The 20817-nt window shown below is 62.0% G+C and carries 21 protein-coding genes; 7 read left to right on the top strand and 14 right to left on the bottom strand.

What is annotated here, in order from left to right:
- Window positions 1-3 precede the first annotated feature (3 nt).
- The 3 genes from NCR38_RS26640 to NCR38_RS26630 form a co-directional block, all read right to left on the bottom strand.
- Window positions 4-2238: a xanthine dehydrogenase family protein molybdopterin-binding subunit gene (locus NCR38_RS26640; protein ID WP_250477822.1), complete on the bottom strand. Its 2235-nt coding sequence runs from the start codon at window positions 2236-2238 to the stop codon at window positions 4-6.
- 1 nt (window position 2239) lies between these two features.
- Window positions 2240-2695: a (2Fe-2S)-binding protein gene (locus NCR38_RS26635; protein WP_061116368.1), complete on the bottom strand. Its 456-nt coding sequence runs from the start codon at window positions 2693-2695 to the stop codon at window positions 2240-2242.
- Between the two features lie 264 nt (window positions 2696-2959).
- Complete coding sequence (locus NCR38_RS26630; protein WP_250477821.1) at window positions 2960-3835, bottom strand: LysR family transcriptional regulator; 876 nt, start codon at window positions 3833-3835, stop codon at window positions 2960-2962.
- A 100-nt stretch (window positions 3836-3935) separates the two neighbouring features.
- On the opposite strand from NCR38_RS26630, the gene NCR38_RS26625 reads away from it, so the two are divergent.
- Complete coding sequence (locus NCR38_RS26625) at window positions 3936-4940, top strand: zinc-dependent alcohol dehydrogenase family protein (RefSeq protein WP_061116367.1); 1005 nt, start codon at window positions 3936-3938, stop codon at window positions 4938-4940.
- 10 nt (window positions 4941-4950) lie between these two features.
- On the opposite strand, the gene NCR38_RS26620 is transcribed toward NCR38_RS26625, so the two are convergent.
- On the bottom strand, window positions 4951-5478 hold the full coding sequence (locus NCR38_RS26620) for a chromate transporter (protein WP_250477820.1): 528 nt from the start codon (window positions 5476-5478) through the stop codon (window positions 4951-4953).
- 4 nt (window positions 5479-5482) lie between these two features.
- Window positions 5483-6073: a chromate transporter gene (locus NCR38_RS26615; protein WP_061116365.1), complete on the bottom strand. Its 591-nt coding sequence runs from the start codon at window positions 6071-6073 to the stop codon at window positions 5483-5485.
- Between the two features lie 58 nt (window positions 6074-6131).
- On the opposite strand from NCR38_RS26615, the gene NCR38_RS26610 reads away from it, so the two are divergent.
- The 4 genes from NCR38_RS26610 to NCR38_RS26595 all read left to right on the top strand — a co-directional run bounded on the left by NCR38_RS26610 (window position 6132) and on the right by NCR38_RS26595 (window position 8645).
- Window positions 6132-6308 (top strand): hypothetical protein, encoded by a 177-nt coding sequence (locus NCR38_RS26610; protein ID WP_250477819.1) that lies wholly within the window; start codon window positions 6132-6134, stop codon window positions 6306-6308.
- 79 nt (window positions 6309-6387) lie between these two features.
- On the top strand, window positions 6388-6954 hold the full coding sequence (locus NCR38_RS26605) for a cytochrome b (RefSeq protein WP_061116364.1): 567 nt from the start codon (window positions 6388-6390) through the stop codon (window positions 6952-6954).
- 116 nt (window positions 6955-7070) lie between these two features.
- Window positions 7071-8195 carry a VIT1/CCC1 transporter family protein gene (locus NCR38_RS26600; protein ID WP_250477818.1) on the top strand — a complete coding sequence of 375 codons (1125 nt, stop codon included), beginning with the start codon at window positions 7071-7073 and terminating at the stop codon, window positions 8193-8195.
- Window positions 8196-8279: 84 nt separating this feature from the next.
- Window positions 8280-8645: a VOC family protein gene (locus tag NCR38_RS26595; RefSeq protein ID WP_061116362.1), complete on the top strand. Its 366-nt coding sequence runs from the start codon at window positions 8280-8282 to the stop codon at window positions 8643-8645.
- 5 nt (window positions 8646-8650) lie between these two features.
- Here the strand turns inward: NCR38_RS26595 and NCR38_RS26590 are convergent, their stop codons facing one another.
- From NCR38_RS26590 to NCR38_RS26560, 7 genes are read right to left on the bottom strand one after another with little or no spacing between them, the layout of a single operon-like run.
- Complete coding sequence (locus tag NCR38_RS26590) at window positions 8651-9724, bottom strand: alcohol dehydrogenase catalytic domain-containing protein (protein ID WP_061116361.1); 1074 nt, start codon at window positions 9722-9724, stop codon at window positions 8651-8653.
- A gap of 34 nt (window positions 9725-9758) precedes the next feature.
- Complete coding sequence (locus NCR38_RS26585) at window positions 9759-10796, bottom strand: NAD(P)-dependent alcohol dehydrogenase (protein WP_061116360.1); 1038 nt, start codon at window positions 10794-10796, stop codon at window positions 9759-9761.
- A gap of 29 nt (window positions 10797-10825) precedes the next feature.
- The gene (locus NCR38_RS26580; RefSeq protein WP_061116359.1) at window positions 10826-11572 is read right to left on the bottom strand and encodes an SDR family oxidoreductase; all 747 of its coding nucleotides are present in this window, start codon (window positions 11570-11572) and stop codon (window positions 10826-10828) included.
- 10 nt (window positions 11573-11582) lie between these two features.
- On the bottom strand, window positions 11583-12563 hold the full coding sequence (locus NCR38_RS26575) for a sugar-binding transcriptional regulator (RefSeq protein WP_061116358.1): 981 nt from the start codon (window positions 12561-12563) through the stop codon (window positions 11583-11585).
- A gap of 46 nt (window positions 12564-12609) precedes the next feature.
- Complete coding sequence (locus tag NCR38_RS26570; RefSeq protein ID WP_061116528.1) at window positions 12610-13461, bottom strand: carbohydrate ABC transporter permease; 852 nt, start codon at window positions 13459-13461, stop codon at window positions 12610-12612.
- An 11-nt stretch (window positions 13462-13472) separates the two neighbouring features.
- Complete coding sequence (locus NCR38_RS26565; RefSeq protein ID WP_250477816.1) at window positions 13473-14402, bottom strand: carbohydrate ABC transporter permease; 930 nt, start codon at window positions 14400-14402, stop codon at window positions 13473-13475.
- 28 nt (window positions 14403-14430) lie between these two features.
- Window positions 14431-15801 (bottom strand): sugar ABC transporter substrate-binding protein, encoded by a 1371-nt coding sequence (locus NCR38_RS26560; RefSeq protein ID WP_061116356.1) that lies wholly within the window; start codon window positions 15799-15801, stop codon window positions 14431-14433.
- Window positions 15802-15976: 175 nt separating this feature from the next.
- On the opposite strand from NCR38_RS26560, the gene NCR38_RS26555 reads away from it, so the two are divergent.
- Together NCR38_RS26555 and NCR38_RS26550 are read left to right on the top strand one after the other, a co-directional pair.
- Window positions 15977-17098: an ABC transporter ATP-binding protein gene (locus NCR38_RS26555; RefSeq protein ID WP_061116355.1), complete on the top strand. Its 1122-nt coding sequence runs from the start codon at window positions 15977-15979 to the stop codon at window positions 17096-17098.
- 299 nt (window positions 17099-17397) lie between these two features.
- Complete coding sequence (locus NCR38_RS26550; protein WP_061116354.1) at window positions 17398-18282, top strand: EAL domain-containing protein; 885 nt, start codon at window positions 17398-17400, stop codon at window positions 18280-18282.
- 80 nt (window positions 18283-18362) lie between these two features.
- Here NCR38_RS26550 and NCR38_RS26545 read toward each other — a convergent pair whose 3' ends face one another.
- Together NCR38_RS26545 and NCR38_RS26540 are read right to left on the bottom strand one after the other, a co-directional pair.
- The gene (locus NCR38_RS26545) at window positions 18363-20270 is read right to left on the bottom strand and encodes a M60 family metallopeptidase (RefSeq protein ID WP_061116353.1); all 1908 of its coding nucleotides are present in this window, start codon (window positions 20268-20270) and stop codon (window positions 18363-18365) included.
- 146 nt (window positions 20271-20416) lie between these two features.
- Window positions 20417-20704 (bottom strand): DUF4148 domain-containing protein, encoded by a 288-nt coding sequence (locus NCR38_RS26540; RefSeq protein WP_061116527.1) that lies wholly within the window; start codon window positions 20702-20704, stop codon window positions 20417-20419.
- Window positions 20705-20817 lie beyond the last annotated feature (113 nt).

Here is a 20817-nt window from a genome sequence, read left to right as displayed (position 1 = left end):
TCCTCAAGCGCTACGCAATTGATTGCCAACCGGTAACTGCCTCAGCCGCTTGCCCGTCGCTGCGTGAATCGCATTGGTGATAGCCGGCGCAAGCGCCGCCGTGCCCGGCTCGCCAATGCCGCCCGGGGACTCCATGCTCTTGACGATATGCACTTCCACCGGCGGCGTTTCGTGTATGCGCAGCATTCGATAATCAGTGAAATTGCTTTGCTCGACGCGCCCGTCCTTGATGGTGATTTCACTGTAAAGCGCAGCCGTGATACCGAAGATGATGCCGCCCTGCACTTGCGCTTCGACTGTATTGGGATTCACGACCATGCCGCAATCGACCGCGCACACGATACGGTTCACCTTCACCGCGCCGTCCTTGTCGACCGCGACATCCGCGACGATCGAGAAGAAGCTGCCGAACGCATGCATGACCGAGACGCCGCGTCCTTGTCCTTGCGGCACCGATTGCTTTCCCCATCCGGCCGCCTGTGTCGCGACGTCGAGCACGTTACGTGCGCGCGGCGACTTGCCGAGCAGAGCGCGCCTGTATTCCACCGGATCCGCTTTCGCCTGAATCGCCAGTTCATCGATGAAGCTCTCGACGACGAAGGTACCGCGCGTCGGTCCTACGCCGCGCCAGAACGCGGTGGGTACGTCATGCGGTTCCAGGCGCACGTAATCGACGAGCTGATTAGGCAGGTCGTAGGGAAGATCGGATGCCACTTCGACCGCATCGGGATCGATACCGTCCTTGAAAGCGGGCGGCGCAAAGCGCGCGAGCACCGACGACCCGACGATGCGATGCGTCCATGCTACCGGCTTGCCGTTCGCATCGAGTCCGGCGGATAGCTTGTCGTAGTAGCACGGCCGATACATGTCGTGCTGAATGTCTTCCTCGCGCGACCAAGTCACCTTCACGGGCACGCCGAGCGCCTTGCCGATCTTGAGCGCTTGCGTGGCCATGTCGAATTCGAGCCGCCTGCCAAAGCCGCCGCCGAGCAGATGGTTATGTACGAAGATCTTGTCGGCGGGCAAGCCGGTGGCTTTCATTCCGGCATCGCGGATACGCGTGGGCACTTGGGTGCCGAGCCAGATATCGCAGCCATCGGGGCGCACATGTACGGTGCAGTTGATCGGCTCCATCGTCGCATGCGCGAGAAACGGCTGAACGTAGACTGCGTCGACGCGCGTTTTCGCGCTGGAAAACGCGTTGTTCACGTCGCCTTCCTTGCGCGCGACAGCGCCCGTGCGCTGCGACGCATGCGCCATGTCATCGACGATCTGCTTCGTCGATACACTGGCACTCGGGCCTTCGTTCCATTGAATCTGCAATGCGGCTGCGCCTCGCTTGGCTGCCCACGTATGTTCGCCGATCACCGCGACGCCATTGTCGAACTTCACTACCTGGCGCACGCCGGGAATCTTCTTCGCGTTGCTGTCGTCGACCGATGCGAGCGTGCCGCCGAATACCGGGCAATTGACGATCGCCGCATACACCATGTCGGGCAGGCGCACGTCGAGGCCGAACATCGCGGTGCCGTCGACTTTTTCCGGCGAATCGAGACGTCTGACCGGCGTGCCGATTATCTTGAAGCTATTCGGATCCTTGAGTTTGATGTCTTGCGGCACGGGCAATCTCGCGGCCGCTTCGGCGAGCTCGGCATAACTCGCGCTGCGATCACCCGATGCATGCAACACCTTGCCGCCTTGCGCCATACAGGACGACGGATCGCATTGCCATTGCTGCGCCGCCGCCGCGACGAGCATCATGCGCGCGGCCGCACCGGCCTTGCGCAACGGCTCCCATGCATAGCGCACGGATGTCGAGCCGCCCGTCAATTGGCCGCCCAATAGCGGGTCCGTGAAGAGCTTTTCGTTGGGCGGCGCATGATCGATCGTGACGCTGTCGAGCGGTACTTCAAGCTCCTCGGCGATCAACATGGGCAGCGCGGTATAGACGCCCTGACCCATTTCGACCTTCGGCATGATGAGCACGATCTTGCCGCTCTTGTCGATCTGCACGAACGCATTCGGCGCGAATATGCCGTCTTGCGGAGACTCGATGGCATCACCGCCGATCACGGACTTGCCTTTGCTCCGGTCCTGGCTGGCGGCTGGCAGGCTGAAGCCGATCAGCAATCCGCCGCTTGCGGCGACACCCGCCGTCACGCCGAGCTTCAGAAACGTGCGGCGCGATAACCCCGCGCGAGCCGCGTGATGTCCCGCTTCGATCAATCCTTGCGACATGTCACGCCTCCTTCGCGGCCTGCTTGATGGCAGCGCGGATGCGGTGATAGGTGCCGCAGCGGCAGATGTTGCCTGCCATTGCGGCGTCGATATCGGCGTCGTTGGGATCGGGGACGGTCGTGAGCAATGCCGCCGCGGACATGACTTGTCCGGACTGGCAATAACCGCATTGCACGACATCGAGTTGACGCCATGCCTCTTGCACTTTCCTGCCGGCAGGCGTGTCGCCGACGCCTTCGATCGTCGTCACCTTGCGATCGCCGACCGCTGCGATCGGCAACACGCATGAACGAACGGCGACGCCATCGAGATGAACGGTACATGCACCGCATTGCGCGATGCCGCAGCCAAATTTGGTTCCCGTCAGTCCCACGATGTCACGCAATACCCAAAGAAGAGGCATGTCGGGCGGTACGTCGATCGTGTGATTCTCGCCATTGATGGAAAGCGTGCTCATGAGCGGCTCCGGCTTATAAGGTTTCGGCGGATATCGCCATGGCCAACTGCGTGCAGTGGCAGTCGGTTTTCAGGCACCGGGATTGTAGCGCCGCTTTAAAAATCAGGCTTGGATGACGGCGCGTTTACGCATAACTTTGCGCTTGCGCTTCAGATTGCTGCGCGCGCTTTGGGTCTTCCCGATTGCCTGAAACTCCAATATGCGGGCAGTAACGCGATCAATTTAATGAAGGTTGGCGGATAGGACAGTTAGTTGCATCGATAATCAACTGTTATCCCGCTGAAGCGCCGCCACGGTTTCGTCCAGCAATGCGCGCAGGCGAGCCACGCGTTTCAGATCGCGGTGATAACCCAGCCATACGTCCCTTCCGGGCGGGGCTTCTCCAACATCGAAGCGAGCCAGGCGCGCGTCGCCATCGCCTAGCGGGCATGGCAAAACCGCGTAGCCCGTACCTTGTGCACACATTTGCGCTTGCGCGTCGCGATTATTGCTGCCGAAAACGATCTTCGCGTTGGGCAACATGCGCTTTACCCAAAGCACATCCGGCAACTGATCGAATGCGCTATCCATGCTGATGAGCGTCTGCCCTTTTCCGTCACCCGCTTTGGGCGATGTCAGATCGGCACGTCCATATAACGCGTAATCGATATGCATGAGCTTGCGCTGTATGACGTCGGGTTCGTCGAAGGGCGTGATTCGAAACACGAGATCGGCTTCGCGTCGCGCGAGGTTATAGCGCCGCGCATCGGTGACGAGTTCGATCGATACCTCGGGATGTTTCGCGAGAAAGCGCGCGAATATCGGTGTAAGCACATGCACGCCGAACCAGTCCGACGATGACACTCGCAGCACACCCGTGAGCTTCGCATCCTGTCCCGCGAGCGCGCGCGTGAAGCTGAGCGCCTCTTCGTCCATGCGTTCGGCATACGACAGCACGGCCGCGCCTTCGTCGGTCAACACGAAGCCGTCGCGCGTACGCTGGAAAAGCACGTGACCCAGCGATTCTTCAAGCGCGCGCAGTCGCCGCCCCATCGTCGGCTGGGTTTGGCCGATCATTCTTGCGGCCGCGCCGAGCGTGCCGCTGCGCGCTATCGCAAGAAAGATGCGAACGTCACTCCATTCGAGATTTGGCCCATTCATTTTCGTATGATCATCGTGCGACTCTGTCGATTTACATGCTTGGGTGCATGGCCGAGTATGGGCGCACTGCCATCAGCCTTCAACCTTTCCGGAGTCGACGATGTCCACCATGCAAGCCCTCATTCTCGATCGTCACAACGGCCCGCTCGAACTCGTCGCAATCGATCGTCCCGCAGCGGGCCCGGGACAAGTACTCGTGCGTATCGCCGCGAGCGGGCTCAATCCGCTCGACACCAAGATTCGCGCGGGCGCCGCGGCACATGCAAAACATCCCTTGCCGCTCGTGCTCGGCATCGATATGGCCGGTGTCGTCGAAGCAGTCGGTGCAGGCGTCGATGCATTCAAGCCGGGCGATGCGGTGTACGGCATGACCGGCGGAGTCGGCGGCATTCAGGGCTCGCTCGCGCAATACGCCGCAGTCGATGCCGCGCTTCTCGCGCATAAGCCCGCGAATCTTTCGATGCGCCACGCGGCCGCCCTGCCGCTCGCGTTCATCACGTCTTATGCGGGCATCGTCGATCGCGCGAAATTGCAAGCTGGGCAAACCGTGCTCGTGCAAGGCGGAGCCGGTGGCGTGGGGCACGTGTCCGTGCAACTCGCGCGCGCACTCGGCGCACATGTGTTCGCTACCGCAAGCGAGCGCGATCACGCCTTCATTCATAGCCTCGATGCGACGCCGATCGACTACCGCAATACGAGCGTCGAGCAATACGTCGCCAGGCATACGAACGGCTCCGGCTTCGATCTCGTCGTCGATACCGTCGGCGGCGCTTCACTCGATGCATCGTTCGCAGCAGTGAAGCACTTCGGTCATGTCGTCAGCGCGTTGGGATGGGGCACGCATGCGCTCGCGCCGCTGTCGTTTCGCGAAGCGAGTTATTCGGGCGTGTTCACGCTGCATCCGCTACTGACGGGACAGCATCGCGCGCATCATGGCGAGATGTTGTACGAAGCGACCCGGCTCGCCAAAGCGGGCAAGCTCGCGCCTCGCGTCGATGCGCGACGCTTCGATTTCCATAGCGCGGAGCGTGCTTATGAGGCGCTGCTGGATGGCACGGCGCGCGGCAAAATCATCGTCGATGTCGATGCGGCGCTTGCCGGCTAGGTAATGGTTATCAGCCGAATACGCCTGCCAGCCCGAGGAGAGCGCTCGCCGCGACGAGATAGATCGGATTGAGCTTGCTGCGATAAGCGACTGCTGCGCACACGAGCGTGCAAAGCGCGCGCGACACGTTCACATCGGTCTCGCGCGCAAACACATAAGCGGCCGATACGAGCAAGCCCACGGTCACCGGAGCGAGTCCTTTGCGAACCGCGGCGACGATGCGCGAGTCCTGCCTGCGCTCCACCCATGCGCTCACGAAATAGGCCATCAACGAAGAAGGCAAGATCTTCGCGATCGTCGAAACGAGTGCTCCGGAGAGTCCCGCCGCCTGAAAGCCGATCAACGCGACCGCCATGCCGTTCGGACCCGGCGCGGCCTGCGTGATCGAGAAGAACGTGACGAACTGCTCGCCCGTGACCCAATGACGCGTATCGACTGCATAACGCTGGATATGGGCGAGCGTTGCATTCATGCCGCCGACGGCGAGCAGCGACCAGATCGAACCATGCACGAATAGATCGGCGAGCGTGCTCCACATCGCATTAATCCTTCTGCGCGCGCCGTAGCATCGTGATCGTGCCGAGCGGCCCCAGCACGGCAAGCACGATAAGAAGTGGAATCTTCATGAGCGCAATGCTGATGAACGTCGCGGCCACGAGCACGATGCTGGCCACGCCACGCGGCAAGCTCGTCACGAGCTTGAGCACGGTCGCGATGACGAGCCCCGTCGCAGCAGGCATGAGTCCCGCGAAGAGATGTGCGGTGACCGGCGCATGTCCCCATCGGGCATACGCATAACCGATCCCGATCGTGATGATGGTCGGTGCGAGATACAGCGCGAACACCGCGACTGCCGCACCTTTCGCGCCGCGATATTGCCGCCCGAGCACGGTCGCGATGTTCGCGACGTTCGGCCCCGGCAGTAATTGCGCGAGCGGCAACAACTCCGCGAACTCACGGCTCGTGAGCCAGCCCAGACGCTCCACCAGCATGCGGCGCGCCCACGGCAACACACCGCCAAACCCCGTCAGGCCAATGAAAAAGAAAGCTTTGAAAAGCGCGAACGAGGTGGGCACGGGCGGCACGCCGGGCGTGGTCATTTCGCTCGACGAGGCGGCGGTGGGGGCAGTCATCGTGATATGCGTTGTCGTAAGAAGCGCGCTATAACCTGGCCATTTCGAACGAAGCCGGGTGAAAGACATCTTCGACACTCAAGCGGCGTTTCGACAACACTTGAGAGTTATGATCGCGCAGGAAGGTTTCGAGTGTAGCGCGATTCACTTCGATGCCGCAGGGCCAGTGGTCATCGCCCATCAGAAATTCGGCGTGTCGATGCCCCTTTCTTTCGAGGCGCTAAGGCTCGCCTAAGCATTTTGTCCCCATCATCAAGGGTTGCGGTCGCATTTGCACGACCGCGCCTCGTCTCGTCTCGTCGGAGAAACATGTCATGCGCCAGGAATTCGCATCGGTCTATAACCCGCCCGCTCGTCTCTTTCACTGGGCCACGGCCCTGCTGCTGCTCGTTCAATATGTGCTTGCCTGGGCGATGCCGGACGTGCATCGCGACACGAAGCCCGTGGGTTTGATCGCATGGCATCTGGGCGTCGGCGTCGTGATCGTGCTGCTCGTCCTCGTGCGCCTGCTCTGGCGCAGCGTGCATCCCGCGCCGCCCGAGGCCGGCAATTTGCCCGCCCCCTTGCGCGCGCTCGCGCGCTACACGCATTGGTTGCTCTACCTGCTGCTGATCGCGGTTCCGTTGATGGGATGGGCCAATGCATCGTCGCGCGACTGGCCCGTTACGCTGCTCGCCTCCATTCCGATGCCGCCGCTCTCGCCCGCCGGATCGCCCGTCGGGCACGCGCTCGGTGACTGGCATCGCGTCTTCGCATGGGTGCTGCTTGCGCTCGCAGGCTTGCATGTCGGCGCGGCACTGTTTCATCAATTCGTGTTGCACGATGAAACGCTGACCCGCATGCTGCCGTCGCAACGCAAGCGGGTTGCATCGAAACAATGACGACGATGAGACGCGATTCCATTCTCACTCATCGCATGTCGTAGGGTTATTCAATATAAGACGTGGCGTTCCTCTTTACTCTTGGATGATCGAGACGAACGATAAAAGGTGACGTCATGGCGTCCCAGACCGAACTCAAACGCTTTACGGCTAATCTCGCCGACGAACTCGACAGCGCCGCGCTCTACGACACGCTCGCGCAAGCAGAAACGCAGGAAGGGAAACGGCGCGTGTATGCGGAGCTGGCCGAGGCAGAGCGCCGTCATGCCGACATATGGGCCGCGAAGTTGCGGGAGAACGGCGTCTCCGTGCGAACGCATCGCATCAGCGCGAAGACACGAATCATGCGCGCGCTGGCCCGTGCGTTCGGGCCGGACTTCGTGTTGCGCTCCGTCGCCGCAAACGAAATGGCCGATCGCGACAAGTACGCGGGACAGCCCGATGCGGCGCAAATGTCGGCGGAAGAATGGCATCACGCGGATATCGTTCAGGACGTGGCGAATCGCAGCAAAGGTCTGAGCAAGGGAGGCGCGATCGCAGCGGCCGAATCGTGGCATCGCGGCGTGGCGTCGGGCAATGATCTGCGGGCGGCCGTGCTCGGCGCGAACGACGGCCTCGTGTCGAACTTCTGCCTCATCATGGGCGTCGCCGGCGCGGGCAGCGACAGCAAGACGGTGCTTCTCACCGCATTCGCGGGCCTCATGGCGGGGGCCGCATCGATGGCGCTGGGCGAGTGGCTCTCCGTGACCAACGCGCGCGAACTCGCGCGCACGCAAATCGCAAAAGAGAAAGACGAGCTGGACCACATGCCCGATGCGGAGCGTCACGAGCTCGCGCTCATCTATCAGGCGAAGGGCATCGATGCCGCGGAAGCGAAGCGCGTCGCCGCCCAGATCATGCGCGACAAGGACAAGGCGCTGGATACGCTCACGCGCGAAGAACTCGGCCTCGATCCGCGCGAGCTTGGCGGCAATCCGTGGACCGCCGCGCTCGCATCTTTCACGTTGTTCGCGGTGGGCGCGATCATTCCGGGAATCGCGTTTCTATGGGCGCGCGGCGCCGAGGGCATCGCGCAATGCATTGTCTTGAGCGGGCTCGGACTGGCGGGTATCGGCATGTTCACATCGCTCTTTAATGGACGTAGCGCACTCTTTTCGGCAACGCGGCAAGTGCTGATCGGGATGATCGCCGCAGGCTGCACGTTCGGCCTCGGCAAGTTGCTGGGCGTGTCGCTTTCATGATCGAGCGCGGCCCCATTCATCGGCATCGTGAGGCCATTGGGCGGGACGGTACACTACGCCCTCCCATCTCACTGAATCATCCCGATGAACCAACTTCTCGCGCTGCGCCCATTCGTTCCCGCCAGAGACTTCGAGTTGTCCAGGCGCTTCTATGAAGCACTGGGCTTTCGCGTCACGCATCAGGACGACGACATCGCGATGCTCAAAGCCGAAAGCTTCAGCTTCATTCTGCAAAACTTCTACGTGAAGGAGTTCGCGGAAAACTGCATGCTGCAAATGCTCGTGCGCGATGTCGACGCGTGGTGGCGCGAAATGAAACCCGAAGAACTGAGCGAGCGCTTCACCGTCAAGCCAGCGCGCGCGCCCGCGATCCAACCGTGGGGAATGAAAGTCGGCTTCGTGTTCGATCCTTCGGGCGTGCTATGGCATGTGGGCGAAGTGCCGTTCTGACGCAATCATTTCGGCTTGAGCAGCACCTTGATCGAGTCGAGCGAATTCGCGATCTTGATGGCCTCGTCCCACTCGTCCAGCGTGAAGCCATGCGTGACGATGCCCTTCGACGTTACGAGCCCGCGCGCGAGCAGATCGATTGCGATCGGATAGCAATACGGCCCGAGATGCGCACCGCGGACATCAAGTTCCTTACGATCGCCGATGATCGACCAGTCGACGGTCGTATCCGCGCCGAATACCGAAAACTCGACGAAACGGCCGAGCTTGCGAATCAGTTCCAGCCCTTGTGATACACCGGCCGGCACGCCAGTAGTCTCTATATATACGTCGCAGCCGTAGCGATCGGTGATCGAGCGGATCGTCTCCAGCGCATCGTCGGTTTTCGGGTTGATCGTGATATCGGCGCCGTACTCGCGGGCCAATGCGAGACGCTCGTCCACGAGATCGATCACGACGAGCTTCTTCGGCGTCTTCAGATGCGCCACCTGCGTCATCATCAGCCCGAGCGGTCCCGCGCCCGCGATCACGACGACGTCGCTCAACTGGATATCGCCGCGATTTACCGTATGGATCGCGCATGCGAGCGGCTCGATGATCGCGGCGTCTTCGAGCGAAATGCCATCGGGAATCTTGTGCACGATCGCCGTCGGCGGAAAGCGCATGTATTCGGCCATGCCGCCATCGGCCACTTCGCGCTGAAAGCCGAAGATGTTATGCACTTCGCACATCCAGTACTCGCCCGACTTGCAATAGCGGCATTTCGCGCAAGGCACGATCTGCTCGGCGATCACGCGGTCGCCCTTCTTCACGCCGAAGTGCGCTTCGGCGCCTTCACCCAGCTCCTCGACATAACCGAAGAACTCATGCCCGGGAATGACCGGCGCCTTGACCCACGGATTCGGGCCGCCCCAGAACATCTTCGCGCCCGACCAGCATTTGCAGTCGCTCGCGCAGATGCCGCAGGCGGCGATGCGGATCACGAGCTCGTTTCTCGCAGCACTCGGACGCTGCACGCGCTCGACGCGATAGTCCTTCGGCGCGCGGCATACGATCGCTGTCATCTCTGCATCGGCCATGACGTGTCTCCCTTTCGTTATATGAACGACGAACTCACTCTTCCAGGACGATCTGCACCTTCACGTCGGTCGGCACGCCGCTCGCCGCTTCCTCGAACGCCTTGATGCCTTCCGCGAACGGGAACGTGCGCGAGATGAACGGCTTCACATCGAGCCTGCCCGATGCGATCAACTGAATCGCACGCGGGAAGATATTTGCATAGCGAAATACCGATTCGATCCGCGCCTCCTTGATCTGCACCGCGACCACGTCCAGCGCAATCGCGCGCTGCGGCATGCCGACAAGCACGAGGCAGCCGCCCGGGCACAGCAGATCGACGATGCCGTCGAACGCCTTCTCGTTGCCGCTCGCCTCGAACACGATGTCCGCGCCCCAGCCATCCGTGAGTTCATGCACGACATCGAGAGCACGCCTGTCGCGGATGTTCACGGGGGTCACACCTTGCACACCGCCGATCAGGTCGAGCTTCTCCTGCACGAGATCGCAGACGATCGCGCGGCTGCATCCGCCCGCGAGCGCGGCGAGCGCGCACATCATGCCGATCGTGCCCGCGCCGAGCACGACGGCCACGTCGCCCGGCTTGATCGCGGCTTTCTTCGCGGCCTGCAAACCGATCGACAGCGGCTCGACGATCGCTCCTTCCGCGAAGCTCACGTTATCCGGCAACTTGTACGTGAAGCCGGCCGGGTGCACCACATAAGGCGCGAGGCAGCCATTTACCGGCGGCGTCGCCCAGAAGCGCACTTTCGGATCGAGGTTGTACAGGCCTTCACGCGATGCGCGTGATTCCATGTCCGGCACGCCCGGCTCCATGCATACCCGATCGCCCGCCTTCAGATGCTTTACGTCCTCGCCGACTTCGACGATCGTGCCCGATGCCTCGTGCCCGAGCACCATCGGCTCGTTCACGACGAAGGGTCCGATGCGGCCATGCTGATAGTAGTGAATATCGCTGCCGCAAATCCCGACCGTATGAATCTTGATGCGCACGTCGCGCGGGCCCACGACCTGCGGCAAGCTGAACGGACGCAAGCTGATGCGTCTTGCTTCTTCGAGAACCAGTGCTTCCATCGTCGTTCCTTTGAGAGAGATAAGCGGCATCAGCAGGACTGGAATCCGCCATCGACCAACAGACTCACGCCGCTCACCATGCTTGAATCGTCGGAGAGCAGGTACGCGATCGTTCGCGCCACTTCCACCGGCTGCACGAAACGATTCATCGGAATGCGCGCGAGCATGGGCCCGGCCTTGGCGGGATCGCTCCACGCGCGTTCGCCCATCGGCGTCATCGTGACGGTGGGAAGCACGGCGTTCACGCGAATGCCATGCGGACCGAGTTCGTTGGCCATCACGCGGGTCATGGCGTCGAGCCCGCCTTTCGATGCGCAATAGGCCGCATGCAGCGCAAAACCGACATTCGCCGACAAGCTCGACACGTTGACGATCGATCCGCCGACGCCGCGCGCGATCATGCTCTTCGCGCACTCCTGCGCGACGATCATCGTGGCGCGCAGGTTCACGTTCATCGTGAGGTCGAAGGCTTCGACGGACGTATCGAGGAACGGCTCCAGTATCGCGATGCCCGCGTTGTTCACGAGCAGATCCACGGGCTGAACCGCGCGCGCGGCTTCGCGCGCAGCGTGTGCATCGGCGAGATCGACGGCGATGGTTTCGCAGCCGGTCTCATTCTTCAGCGCATCGAGGTCGGCGGCGCTGCGGCTCAATGCGATCACGCGCGCGCCGCGCTCGATCAGCAGATGCACTGTCGCATGACCGATGCCCTTGCCCGCGCCCGTGACGAGCACGGTCTTGCCCGCGAACTCGCGGTTTCTGTCGATAGCTGTCATGGTGTCGTCTTCAAGGCTCGTCGCACAGACGCCGTGCGGTGTCCTCGTCGGTCACGAGCACCGACGGATAGCGCCCGCGCAACGCCGCGCGCGTCACATGGAATTTCTTCTGGCCGCCGCTCACCAGAATCACGCGCTTCACCCGTCGCAAGTCATCGAGCGTGATCGCGACGGTGCGACGGTTCAGCGGATGATCGATCAGTTCGCCGTCTTCATCCATGAAATGACCGAGCATGTCGCCGACCGCGCCCGCCTTTTGCAGCGTGCGCAGTTGCTCGGGATTGTCGATGCCGTAAGTCACGACGAGCGATTCCGTCAGATCGCCGCACGTGAGCAATGCGAGGTCGGCGTTGCGCGCGAGTTCATATGTTTCCCGCACGGTCTCTTCCTGCAGGATCACGTCGCGCGCTTTCTGACTGCTCACGTAAATCGGCGCGGCGAAGAGATAGCCATCGGCGCGGCAGATGTTCGCGAAGTCCGACACGATATCGAACGTATTGATGCTCGGGCAATGCGACAAGCCGCCCTGCAACGACACCGCCGACACCGCGCCATACGTGCGCTGCGGCATCGCGCGCAGCACCGCGCGAATCGTCCGGCCCCAGCCGAGACCGATGGTTTGCCCTGCAACGATCTGCTTGGCGAAGTAGGAAGCTGCGCCGATGCCGAGCGCCGCATTGTTCGCTTCGTTGTTCGCGCCGGTCGGCACGACGACCGCGCATTCGAGGCCGAAGCGCTTCGCGAGCGCTTCTTCGAGCGCGACGCACGGCGCGATCTTGCTGTTGATCGTGATCTGCACGAGGCCGGATTCGCGGCTCGCGGCGAGCAGCCGGTTCACGCGCACGCGGTTGCTGCCGATGCGTTGCGCGATCTCCTGCTGCGTCAGATTGCCGACGTAGTAGTGCCACGCGACGCGCGCCTGGAGTTCTTCTTCCGAATCGATGGACTCGTCCGCTTCCGCGATGGCGATGGACGGTGCGCTCTTGCTCATGCTTATGGTCATGCTGTTCCGTTGTTCAATGAAAGGCTGCGGGATTTTATTTCACCGCGCCCATCGTCAGGCCTTGCACGAGTCGGCCCGACACGAGCAGCGCGAATACCACCATCGGCAGCACGATCAGCGTGCCCGTCGCCATGATCTCGCCCCACGGCAATTCATAGCCGCTCATGTAGCTCGTTGCGGCGACGGGCGATGTAATCGCGTCGCTGCGCGTCAGCACGAGCGCATAGAGCAGATCGTTCCACGAGAAAATGAACGCGAAGATCGCCGAGACGACGATGCCCGGCATCGCGAGCGGCAGATTGATGCGCCAGAACACGCGCCACGGCGACGCACCGTCGAGACGCGCGGCTTCGTCGAGCTCGACTGGAATGTTGCGGAACTGGTCCGTGCAGATCCATACGACGATCGGCAACGAGAACGTCAGATACAGCAGGATCAGCACGATATGCGTATCGACGAGATCGAGCTTCGTCGCGATCAGGAAGAACGGCACCGCGAGCACGACCGGGCTCACCATGCGGTTCGAGATGAACCAGAACCACAAGTCTTCCTTGCCGCGGAATTCGTAGCGCGCGAGCGCATAGGCGGCGGGTGTGCCGAGCAGGATCGCGAGGACCGTCGTGCTGCACGCGATGATGAGCGAGTTCAGCAGGCTGCCCGCCACGTCATGTTCGAAGAGCGCCGCGGTGTAGTGATGGAAGGTGGGCGAGAACAGCCATTTCGGCGGATACGCGAGCGCATCGGCCTGGCTTTTCAGGCTCGTCGTCACCATCCAGTAGAACGGAAACACCGACGACAGAAACACGACCACCAGACCGATAAAATGCCATACAGTGGCGCGTTTTCTTGCGGCCCGTGCGCGCTTCGCGCGTTGCGTGACTGGCATATTGATCGAACTCACGCAGCCTCCCGATACACGAAACGGATATAAAGACGCGACAGCACGATCGTCAGGATGAGCAGGATGATCGCCTGCGCGGACGCCATGCCCTGATCGAAGAGACGAAAGCCCACGCGCTGGATATAGACGCTGATGAATTCCGTCGCGGCGCCGGGCCCGCCGCGCGTCATCGTGAAGACGGCATCGAACATCTTGAGCATGTCGGCCGAGCGAAGAATGAGAATGGCCGTGAGACCCGGAAGCAGATACGGACGCTGCAGGTGCCAGAGAATCATGCTCCACTTCGGCGTTTCGAGGCGCGCGGCTTCTTCGGCTTCTTTGGGCACCATCGACAGTCCGGCGAGCAGGATCAGCGCGCAGAACGGCGTCCATTGCCAGATATCCATGATCATCACGGAGACGAACGCGAGCGTCGGATCGGCGAGCCAGTCTTGCGGCGGAATGCCGACGAGCCCGGTCAGATAGTTCGCCACGCCGAACTGACGATTGAAGATCAGCCGCCCGATGAGGCCGACGACCGCATACGTCGTCGCCATGGGAATGACAAGGCTCACACGCGCGGCCGCACGCATCCACGGCAATTCCGTGCGATGAAGCAAAAGCGCGGCGAAGAGGCCGAGCGCGATCTCGATCGGCAAGGTCACGCAGAGGAACAACGCGGTGCGTCCGAGCGCGCCCCAGAAGCTCGGATCGGTCAGCGTCGCGATGTAATTGTCGACACCGATGAACGGCGTTCCCGAACCCAGATCCGCGAGCTTGTACTGATGGAACGAGTTATAGAGCGCAAGCAGCAGCGGATAGATGCCGATGACCGCGAGCGCGGCGATTGCGGGTATCAGGAACCAGAAAGCGGGCGAACGCGGCACGATGCCGAAGTAGCGCGCGGGCTTGCGCGGTCCACGCGCACGCATTGCAGGTGAAGCCATTCGAACGCCTCCGGTTCCTTGAATGAAGTTACTTCAGCAAAGGCTTCTTGCCGTCGTAATAGCCCGCTTTCTTCAGGATGTCCTCGGTCTTCTGACCGATGGTCTGCGCGCCTTCCTTCACCGTCACCTGGCCGAGCATCATCTTGCTGCCCCATTCGCCGATGACCTCCGACACGGCAGGCCATTCCGGGAAGCGCGGACGATAATCCGGCACGCCGCCCTGCCACGATTCGACCATCGGCTTCACGAACGGATACTTGTCCTGCACGGCCTTGTCCTGATACACCGCCGTGCGCGCCGGCACGCCGCCCGCTTCGAGGTAGGGCTTCGCCATCGCTTCCGACGTGATCCATTGAATGAACAGCCACGACGCCGCCTGCTTCTTCGCGTTCGACTTCGCGTTCACGGCGAGCGAGAAGCCGCCGAGCGCCGGCTTGAGGCCAGCGGAACCTTTCGGCTCGGTGGTGATCGCGAGACAGTTGCCGAGCTTCGACTTGCTCGGATCGGTCAGTGTCGGATAGAACGCGGACCACTCGGTGATCATCGCGACCTGGCCTTGCGCGAGTGCGTTCACCGCTTCCGCATGATCGAAATCAACGATGCCCGGTGGCATGTACTTCATCAGCTTCTGCCGATATTCGAGGCCCGCCTGCGATTGCGCGGACATCAGATTCGACTTGAACTTCGCATCGAGCAGCGAGCCGCCATTCGGCCACAGCACGCGCATGAAGCTATCCGCCGATTGCGTCTCGCCGCGCCGCGACTGCAACGCGAACGCGAACTTGTCGCCCTTCGTGAGCTTCGGCGCATACGTGTTGAGCAACTCGTCCCAGGTTTTCGGCGGTTCGTCGAAACCCGCGTCCTTCAACATGCACTTGTTGTAGAACATGAGGCCCGAATAGTTATCGAACGGCAGACCGTAGGTGACCTTGTCCCACGTGCCGAACGAATCGAGCAGGATCGGGAAGAAGCCCTTGAGGTTCAGGTTCGGGTCGGCGAGTTTCGGATCGTCGGTGAACTTCTTGATCGGCACGAGCCACTTGTTGCTCGCGAATTCGCCGATCCACACGACATCGACGAGCACGATGTCCTGATCGCCGCCACCAACGAAGTTGAGCACTTCCTTCTCGCGCGTGTTCTCGTAAGGAATCACTTCCCAGCGCACCTTGATGCCCGTCTCTTTCTCGAACTGCGGGATCAGTTGCTGCGCGGCCTTGTAGCCGGGACGATCGAGAAAGATGGCCTTGATCGTGGTGCCCGAGTATGGCTGCGCCGCTTCCTTCAAAGTCCAGGCCTGCGCGTTCGATGCGGCGAACGCTGCGCTCGCCGCCAGCAGCGCGACCGCCGCGACGTGTTTGATCGGGCCGAGCTGCGTGGCCGGGATGAAGCGCTTCTTCATGCCTGTCTCCTTGGTTTTTATCGAGCGGGTAAGGCTTACGGGTTCGGCTTTGTCGTGCGTCGTTTCACTTGTAATTTCGGTTTTACAATTGTATATTTTGGCGCGAGCAGGTTGTCAAGAACAAATTCGACGATGCGTCCGATGCTGCGCTGCCGCAGCAAACAGGAGACAACGTATGAGCGCAGTCCATTTGCAGCAGATCCGCAAGAGCTTCGCGGGCGTCGATGTGTTGAAGGGCGTCGACATCGAGGTGACAGATCGCGAGTTCATGGTCTTCGTCGGTCCCTCGGGGTGCGGCAAGTCCACCTTGCTGCGCACCATCGCAGGTCTCGAACGCAGCGACTCGGGGCAAGTACTGATCGGCGGCGAAGACGTCACCGAGCTCGAGCCTTCGCAACGCGGCGTCGCGATGGTGTTTCAGTCGTACGCGCTCTATCCGCACATGTCGGTCTACGAAAACATCGCGTTCGGGCTGCGCATGCTCAAGTTGCCCGAAGCGCAGATCAAAGAGCGCGTGCATCGCGCGGCGGAGATTCTGCAGATCGGCCAGCTGCTCGAACGCCGTCCGCGCGCATTGTCGGGCGGGCAGCGTCAGCGCGTTGCCATTGGACGTTCGATCGTGCGCGAGCCTAAGGTCTTTCTCTTCGACGAACCGCTTTCCAATCTCGATGCCGCATTACGCGTGCAGATGCGTCTCGAACTCATCAAGCTGCACAAGCAGCTCAATGCGACGATGATCTACGTCACGCACGATCAGACCGAAGCCATGACGATGGCCGATCGCATCGTCGTGCTGAATCACGGACGCGTCGAACAGATCGGCTCGCCGCTCGAGTTGTATCGCACGCCGCACAATCGCTTCGTGGCGGGCTTCATCGGCTCGCCTAAGATGAACTTCATGGACGTGCGCGTGATGCGGGTCGATGCCGCCGGGGTCACCATCGAGCTGCCCGGCGGCGAGCCGCTTACGCTGCCTTTTGCGGCGTCGACCGTGCGAGCGGGCGAAACGCTCACGCTCGGCATCCGGCCCGAGCATTTCGTCGAAGCAGGCGGCGGCGATATCGACAGCGGTCTCTCCGGCGAAGTCATGGTGATCGAGCATCTCGGCGGCGAGACGCTGCTGCATGTGCGGTTGCCAAACGAACTCGTGATTCAGGTGAAGGGTTCGGGCGAATCGACGGCCGTCGAAGGGCAGCGCCTCAATGCGGGCTTCAGCATTCGCCATGTGCATCTGTTCCGCGAGGATGGCAGCGCGCTCGAACGCATGTGGCCAGTCGCGCAGACCGCAACCGCCTGACCAGCCATTCTTTCGGCATCGGTCCGGATTACAAACGTTCCAGAATTATTGAGCAGAAGCTTCAAAACGGCATGCCGATGCAGGCGGACGCGAACTCGGCTTATGTGCGCCAGCCCACACAGCAGAAGGCGTCACGAAATCGGTACGCAACCCTGAACGCGGCGTGACGCCTCGTGCCGCAATCGTGACAGCATGCGCCGGCGCGCAAACGTTGTGAGGCTTCGCATTGCGCACAGTCTGCAAGTCTGGCACGACTCGTGCAACCGCCTCCACGACCAACTGGGAGGGGTGGCTCAAGCATGAACAGAACGACACACGGCTCGCCTGTCGCGAAAGCCGCGCCGAACTCAGATCATGCATTCAGGCATCGCATACTCGACGGCCTCGAGGCCGGAGAATTCTGCATCGCCTATCAGGGAATCTACCGAGTCGACAGTGGCGAACTCGCGCAAATGGAAGCGCTCATTCGCTGGCGTCATCCGGAGTACGGCGTATTGCTGCCGGGCGCATTCAGCGAGGCCTTCAAGGACGCCGACCTCATGCGCGAACTCACGTGGTTCGTGCTGAACGTCGTTGCGTCCGAAATCGGGGCGTGGCGGGCGCGCGGCGGCGCGCATTATTCGGTCGCGGTGAACGTGCCGCCATCGGTCGCGGCGCTGCCGGGATTCGCGGACCGCATGGACTCGATTTGCCGGTCGCACGGGGTCACCCCCGATTGCATCGAGCTGGAATTGCTCGAAAGCGAAGACCTGGCGCGCATGCCGTCGATGCCGAAGGTAGTGAGTCATCTCAAGCACAAGGGCGTGAGCGTCGCGATGGACGACTTCGGCACGGGCTACTCGTGTCTCGCCGCACTCGGTCCGATCGACTTCGGCACGGTGAAGATCGCGAAGGAGCTGCTGGCCGAAGCGCCGCGCAGCCCGAATGCGTGCATGGTGTTTTCGTCGGTGCTCGCGCTGCTGACGCGGCTCAAGGTGGCAATTGTCGTCGAAGGTGTCGAGACGGCCGCGCAGGCGCAGTGGATCGCGCAGTGGCCGCATGTGCTCGCGCAGGGTTTCTTTCTCGCGCGGCCCGCATTCGGCATCGATAACGTGCCGGGCGCGCGCATAGGTCGTGCGATGACGCGGCGCAGAGCCACGCGGCGGGACGGGCGCAGCGACATCCGGCTAGCCGATGCGGCATGAATGGTCGAAGCGTTTCTGGCAGCCCTCGCAAGAGCCAGAACTTCGCCGACCGCCTCGCGCGTCGGCGGTTTTTTTGCGCGTCAGATCCGCGTGCGCGTCAAATCCGTCGCAGGCGCATTCAGCTTCAATTTGCCGATAGCCGCGTGCGTACCCGCATCGACCGGCAAGCCCCATCGCTCGAAGAACGCCCTCAAATCGAGATTCGCCGCAATGCAGGCGCGCAGTATGAAGGTCTGCACCGCGCGCCTGTCGCCGCCTTCATCCTCCATCAGCGGATGCAGCCGATAGAACTTGTGCAGCCGCGCATAGAAGCCGTCGCCGAGCGCGCGGCGCAACTGCTCGTACATCACGAGCCTGATCCACAGCGCCTCGGAAGGCAGTGGAAACGATGCATCGTCGAGAAAATTGCGCGACGGCTGCGCAAGATAAAGCGCCGCGAGCTCGATCCGGTTCTTTCTGCCGCGCGCATCGACGACTTGCATCAACGGCGAGGCCATCGGCGTACCGAGACGTTGCAGCGCGTGCAGCGAATAGATGTTCACGGTCGTCTCGGTTACGCCGGGCCACGTCCAGTCCCATTGCTGATACATGTGGCCCATCTCGTGCCACACGCCCCATTCATCGGCCTTCGCGGTTTGTAGCAAGGTCTCGGCGGCACTGTTCAGCGGCAGGCCGATCATGTAGTACGTCGCGTACATATACGCGTTCTGCAACTCCGCGTGCGTGGAAATCGCGTCCTGCACGAAATGCACGCGCAGCGGCGAGGGTGCATCGAGCGCACTCGAATCATCGAGTCCGGACACCTCGTCGTGATAGCCCATGATCCGCCCGATATAGCCGAGCAGCGCGGCCGGGTCCGCCGCGCCCGCCTTGTCATACATCGAGCGCGCGACGGTGAACATCGTGCGCCTGCCGACCATCTCGACGAGCGGCGAATCGGCGTAACGTTGCAGCATCGCGCGCCATTCGACGAGCGTCGTCGCGGCCTCGGTATAGAACGGCACAGGCTTGCCGCCTTCGCGCACGAAGATATCGATCGACATGCGCGGGCGCTCGTTGAATCCGCTATCGACGTATTCGAAGTAAAGCAAGCCATCGCGCGACGCAACGAATTCGTTGCGCCCTTCCGTCGCGAGGATCATCTGAGGATCGCCCGCGGGCTGACGTCTGTAGAAGCCGTTCTTGTTGCCGACCATGATGACGAGGCCATCCGGACCATCGTCGGCGAGACCGCTCACATCTATCACGACGGACTCTCCCTTCGACACATACAGCCCCGACGGATGATAGTCGGTCCAGCGAAAGCCGCCGAGCCGGTCGGCTTCGATCGCATCGGGCGCATAGGCGCTCAGGTGATAGCGCTTCGCCGCGTTGTCGTAGGTCGATTGCAGGGCTGCATCGTGCGTGCGATACGCGTGATCCGCACCTTCGTTGTGCACCTCGTACAAACGCCATTGCCCGGCCTGCGCGCTCACTTCGACGAACGCGCCGTCGCGCAGGGCGTGACGCGTGACGACGAGCCCCGTCTTCGTGCCGCTTGCCGCGATGGTCACCGCGTTCGCGTCGGCTTCGATGCTCCAGTTCTGCCGCGCTTCGCCCGACGCCGCTTCGAGCCCCACGCGCGCACCGAGCGTCACGTATCGTCCGTAGAGTTTCGAATACAGGCGAAAGCCGCTGCCTTCCTTATCGACGGTCCAGACCTGACTTGCGGCAAGTTCCGGCGTCCATTTCGACTGAACGAGCGCGATCGTGCCGTCCGGTTGCATGTGCGCCGTCAATGCCTTGAACGTAGCGTTCGAAACGATGTAGAAGTCGCCTTCTCCGACTCTCGCGCCCGCGCCGTAGGGCACCTGCATGGCGCCCGGCGCCGCTGCAAAGCGCGAGATGCGCACGGCGTCGTGCGGATAGAAGGACATCGGCGCGTAGTAGCGCGATGCCGCATGCGCGTCGCACAACGCGAAGATCAACAGCCACGATCGCCACCGCATGCTCGTATCCTCCGCGCTTCATCGGCCGTGTCCGCGGCGCTTCGTCGACGATCGGGAACTTGCACCTTGCGTGTTGCCTTCTATGCCGAAGGCAGTCGGCGGAAAACGCGGGATGTCTCCCGCGTCTTCGCCACACGATGAATCGATTACGGGGCCGACGCCGGGGCCGGTTTCCCGGCGTTCTGCGCATTGATCTTCGCCTGCGCGTTCTGCAGATTCTGCGGATAGTTCGTCTGTTCGCCAGCCGGGTTGTAGCCGTTCTGCTCCAGTTGCTTCAGCTCGGCGTTCTTCTTCGCGCGCGCCTCCTTGCGCTGGGCTTTCTTGATCTGCTTCGGCGTGGAGGCGGCCGTGTCCTGCGCTTGCGCGACGGGCATCGCGACGAACGCGGCGACGGACAGGGCGATGACGGCCAACGGTGCGGTTCGTTTGTTCATGATCGATCTTCTCCGGATGGATGGCGACAGTTGACGACGACACTTGCGCGGATCGCGCAAGCAATCGGCGATCCATGCGCGGCACGTTAGCACGGCGCGCGCAAACCGGCAGC

Origin of the sequence: Caballeronia sp. INML1, assembly GCF_023631085.1 — a bacterium.
Classification (GTDB): Bacteria; Pseudomonadota; Gammaproteobacteria; order Burkholderiales; family Burkholderiaceae; genus Caballeronia; species Caballeronia turbans.
This window is presented reverse-complemented; position numbering and strand designations above follow the sequence as displayed.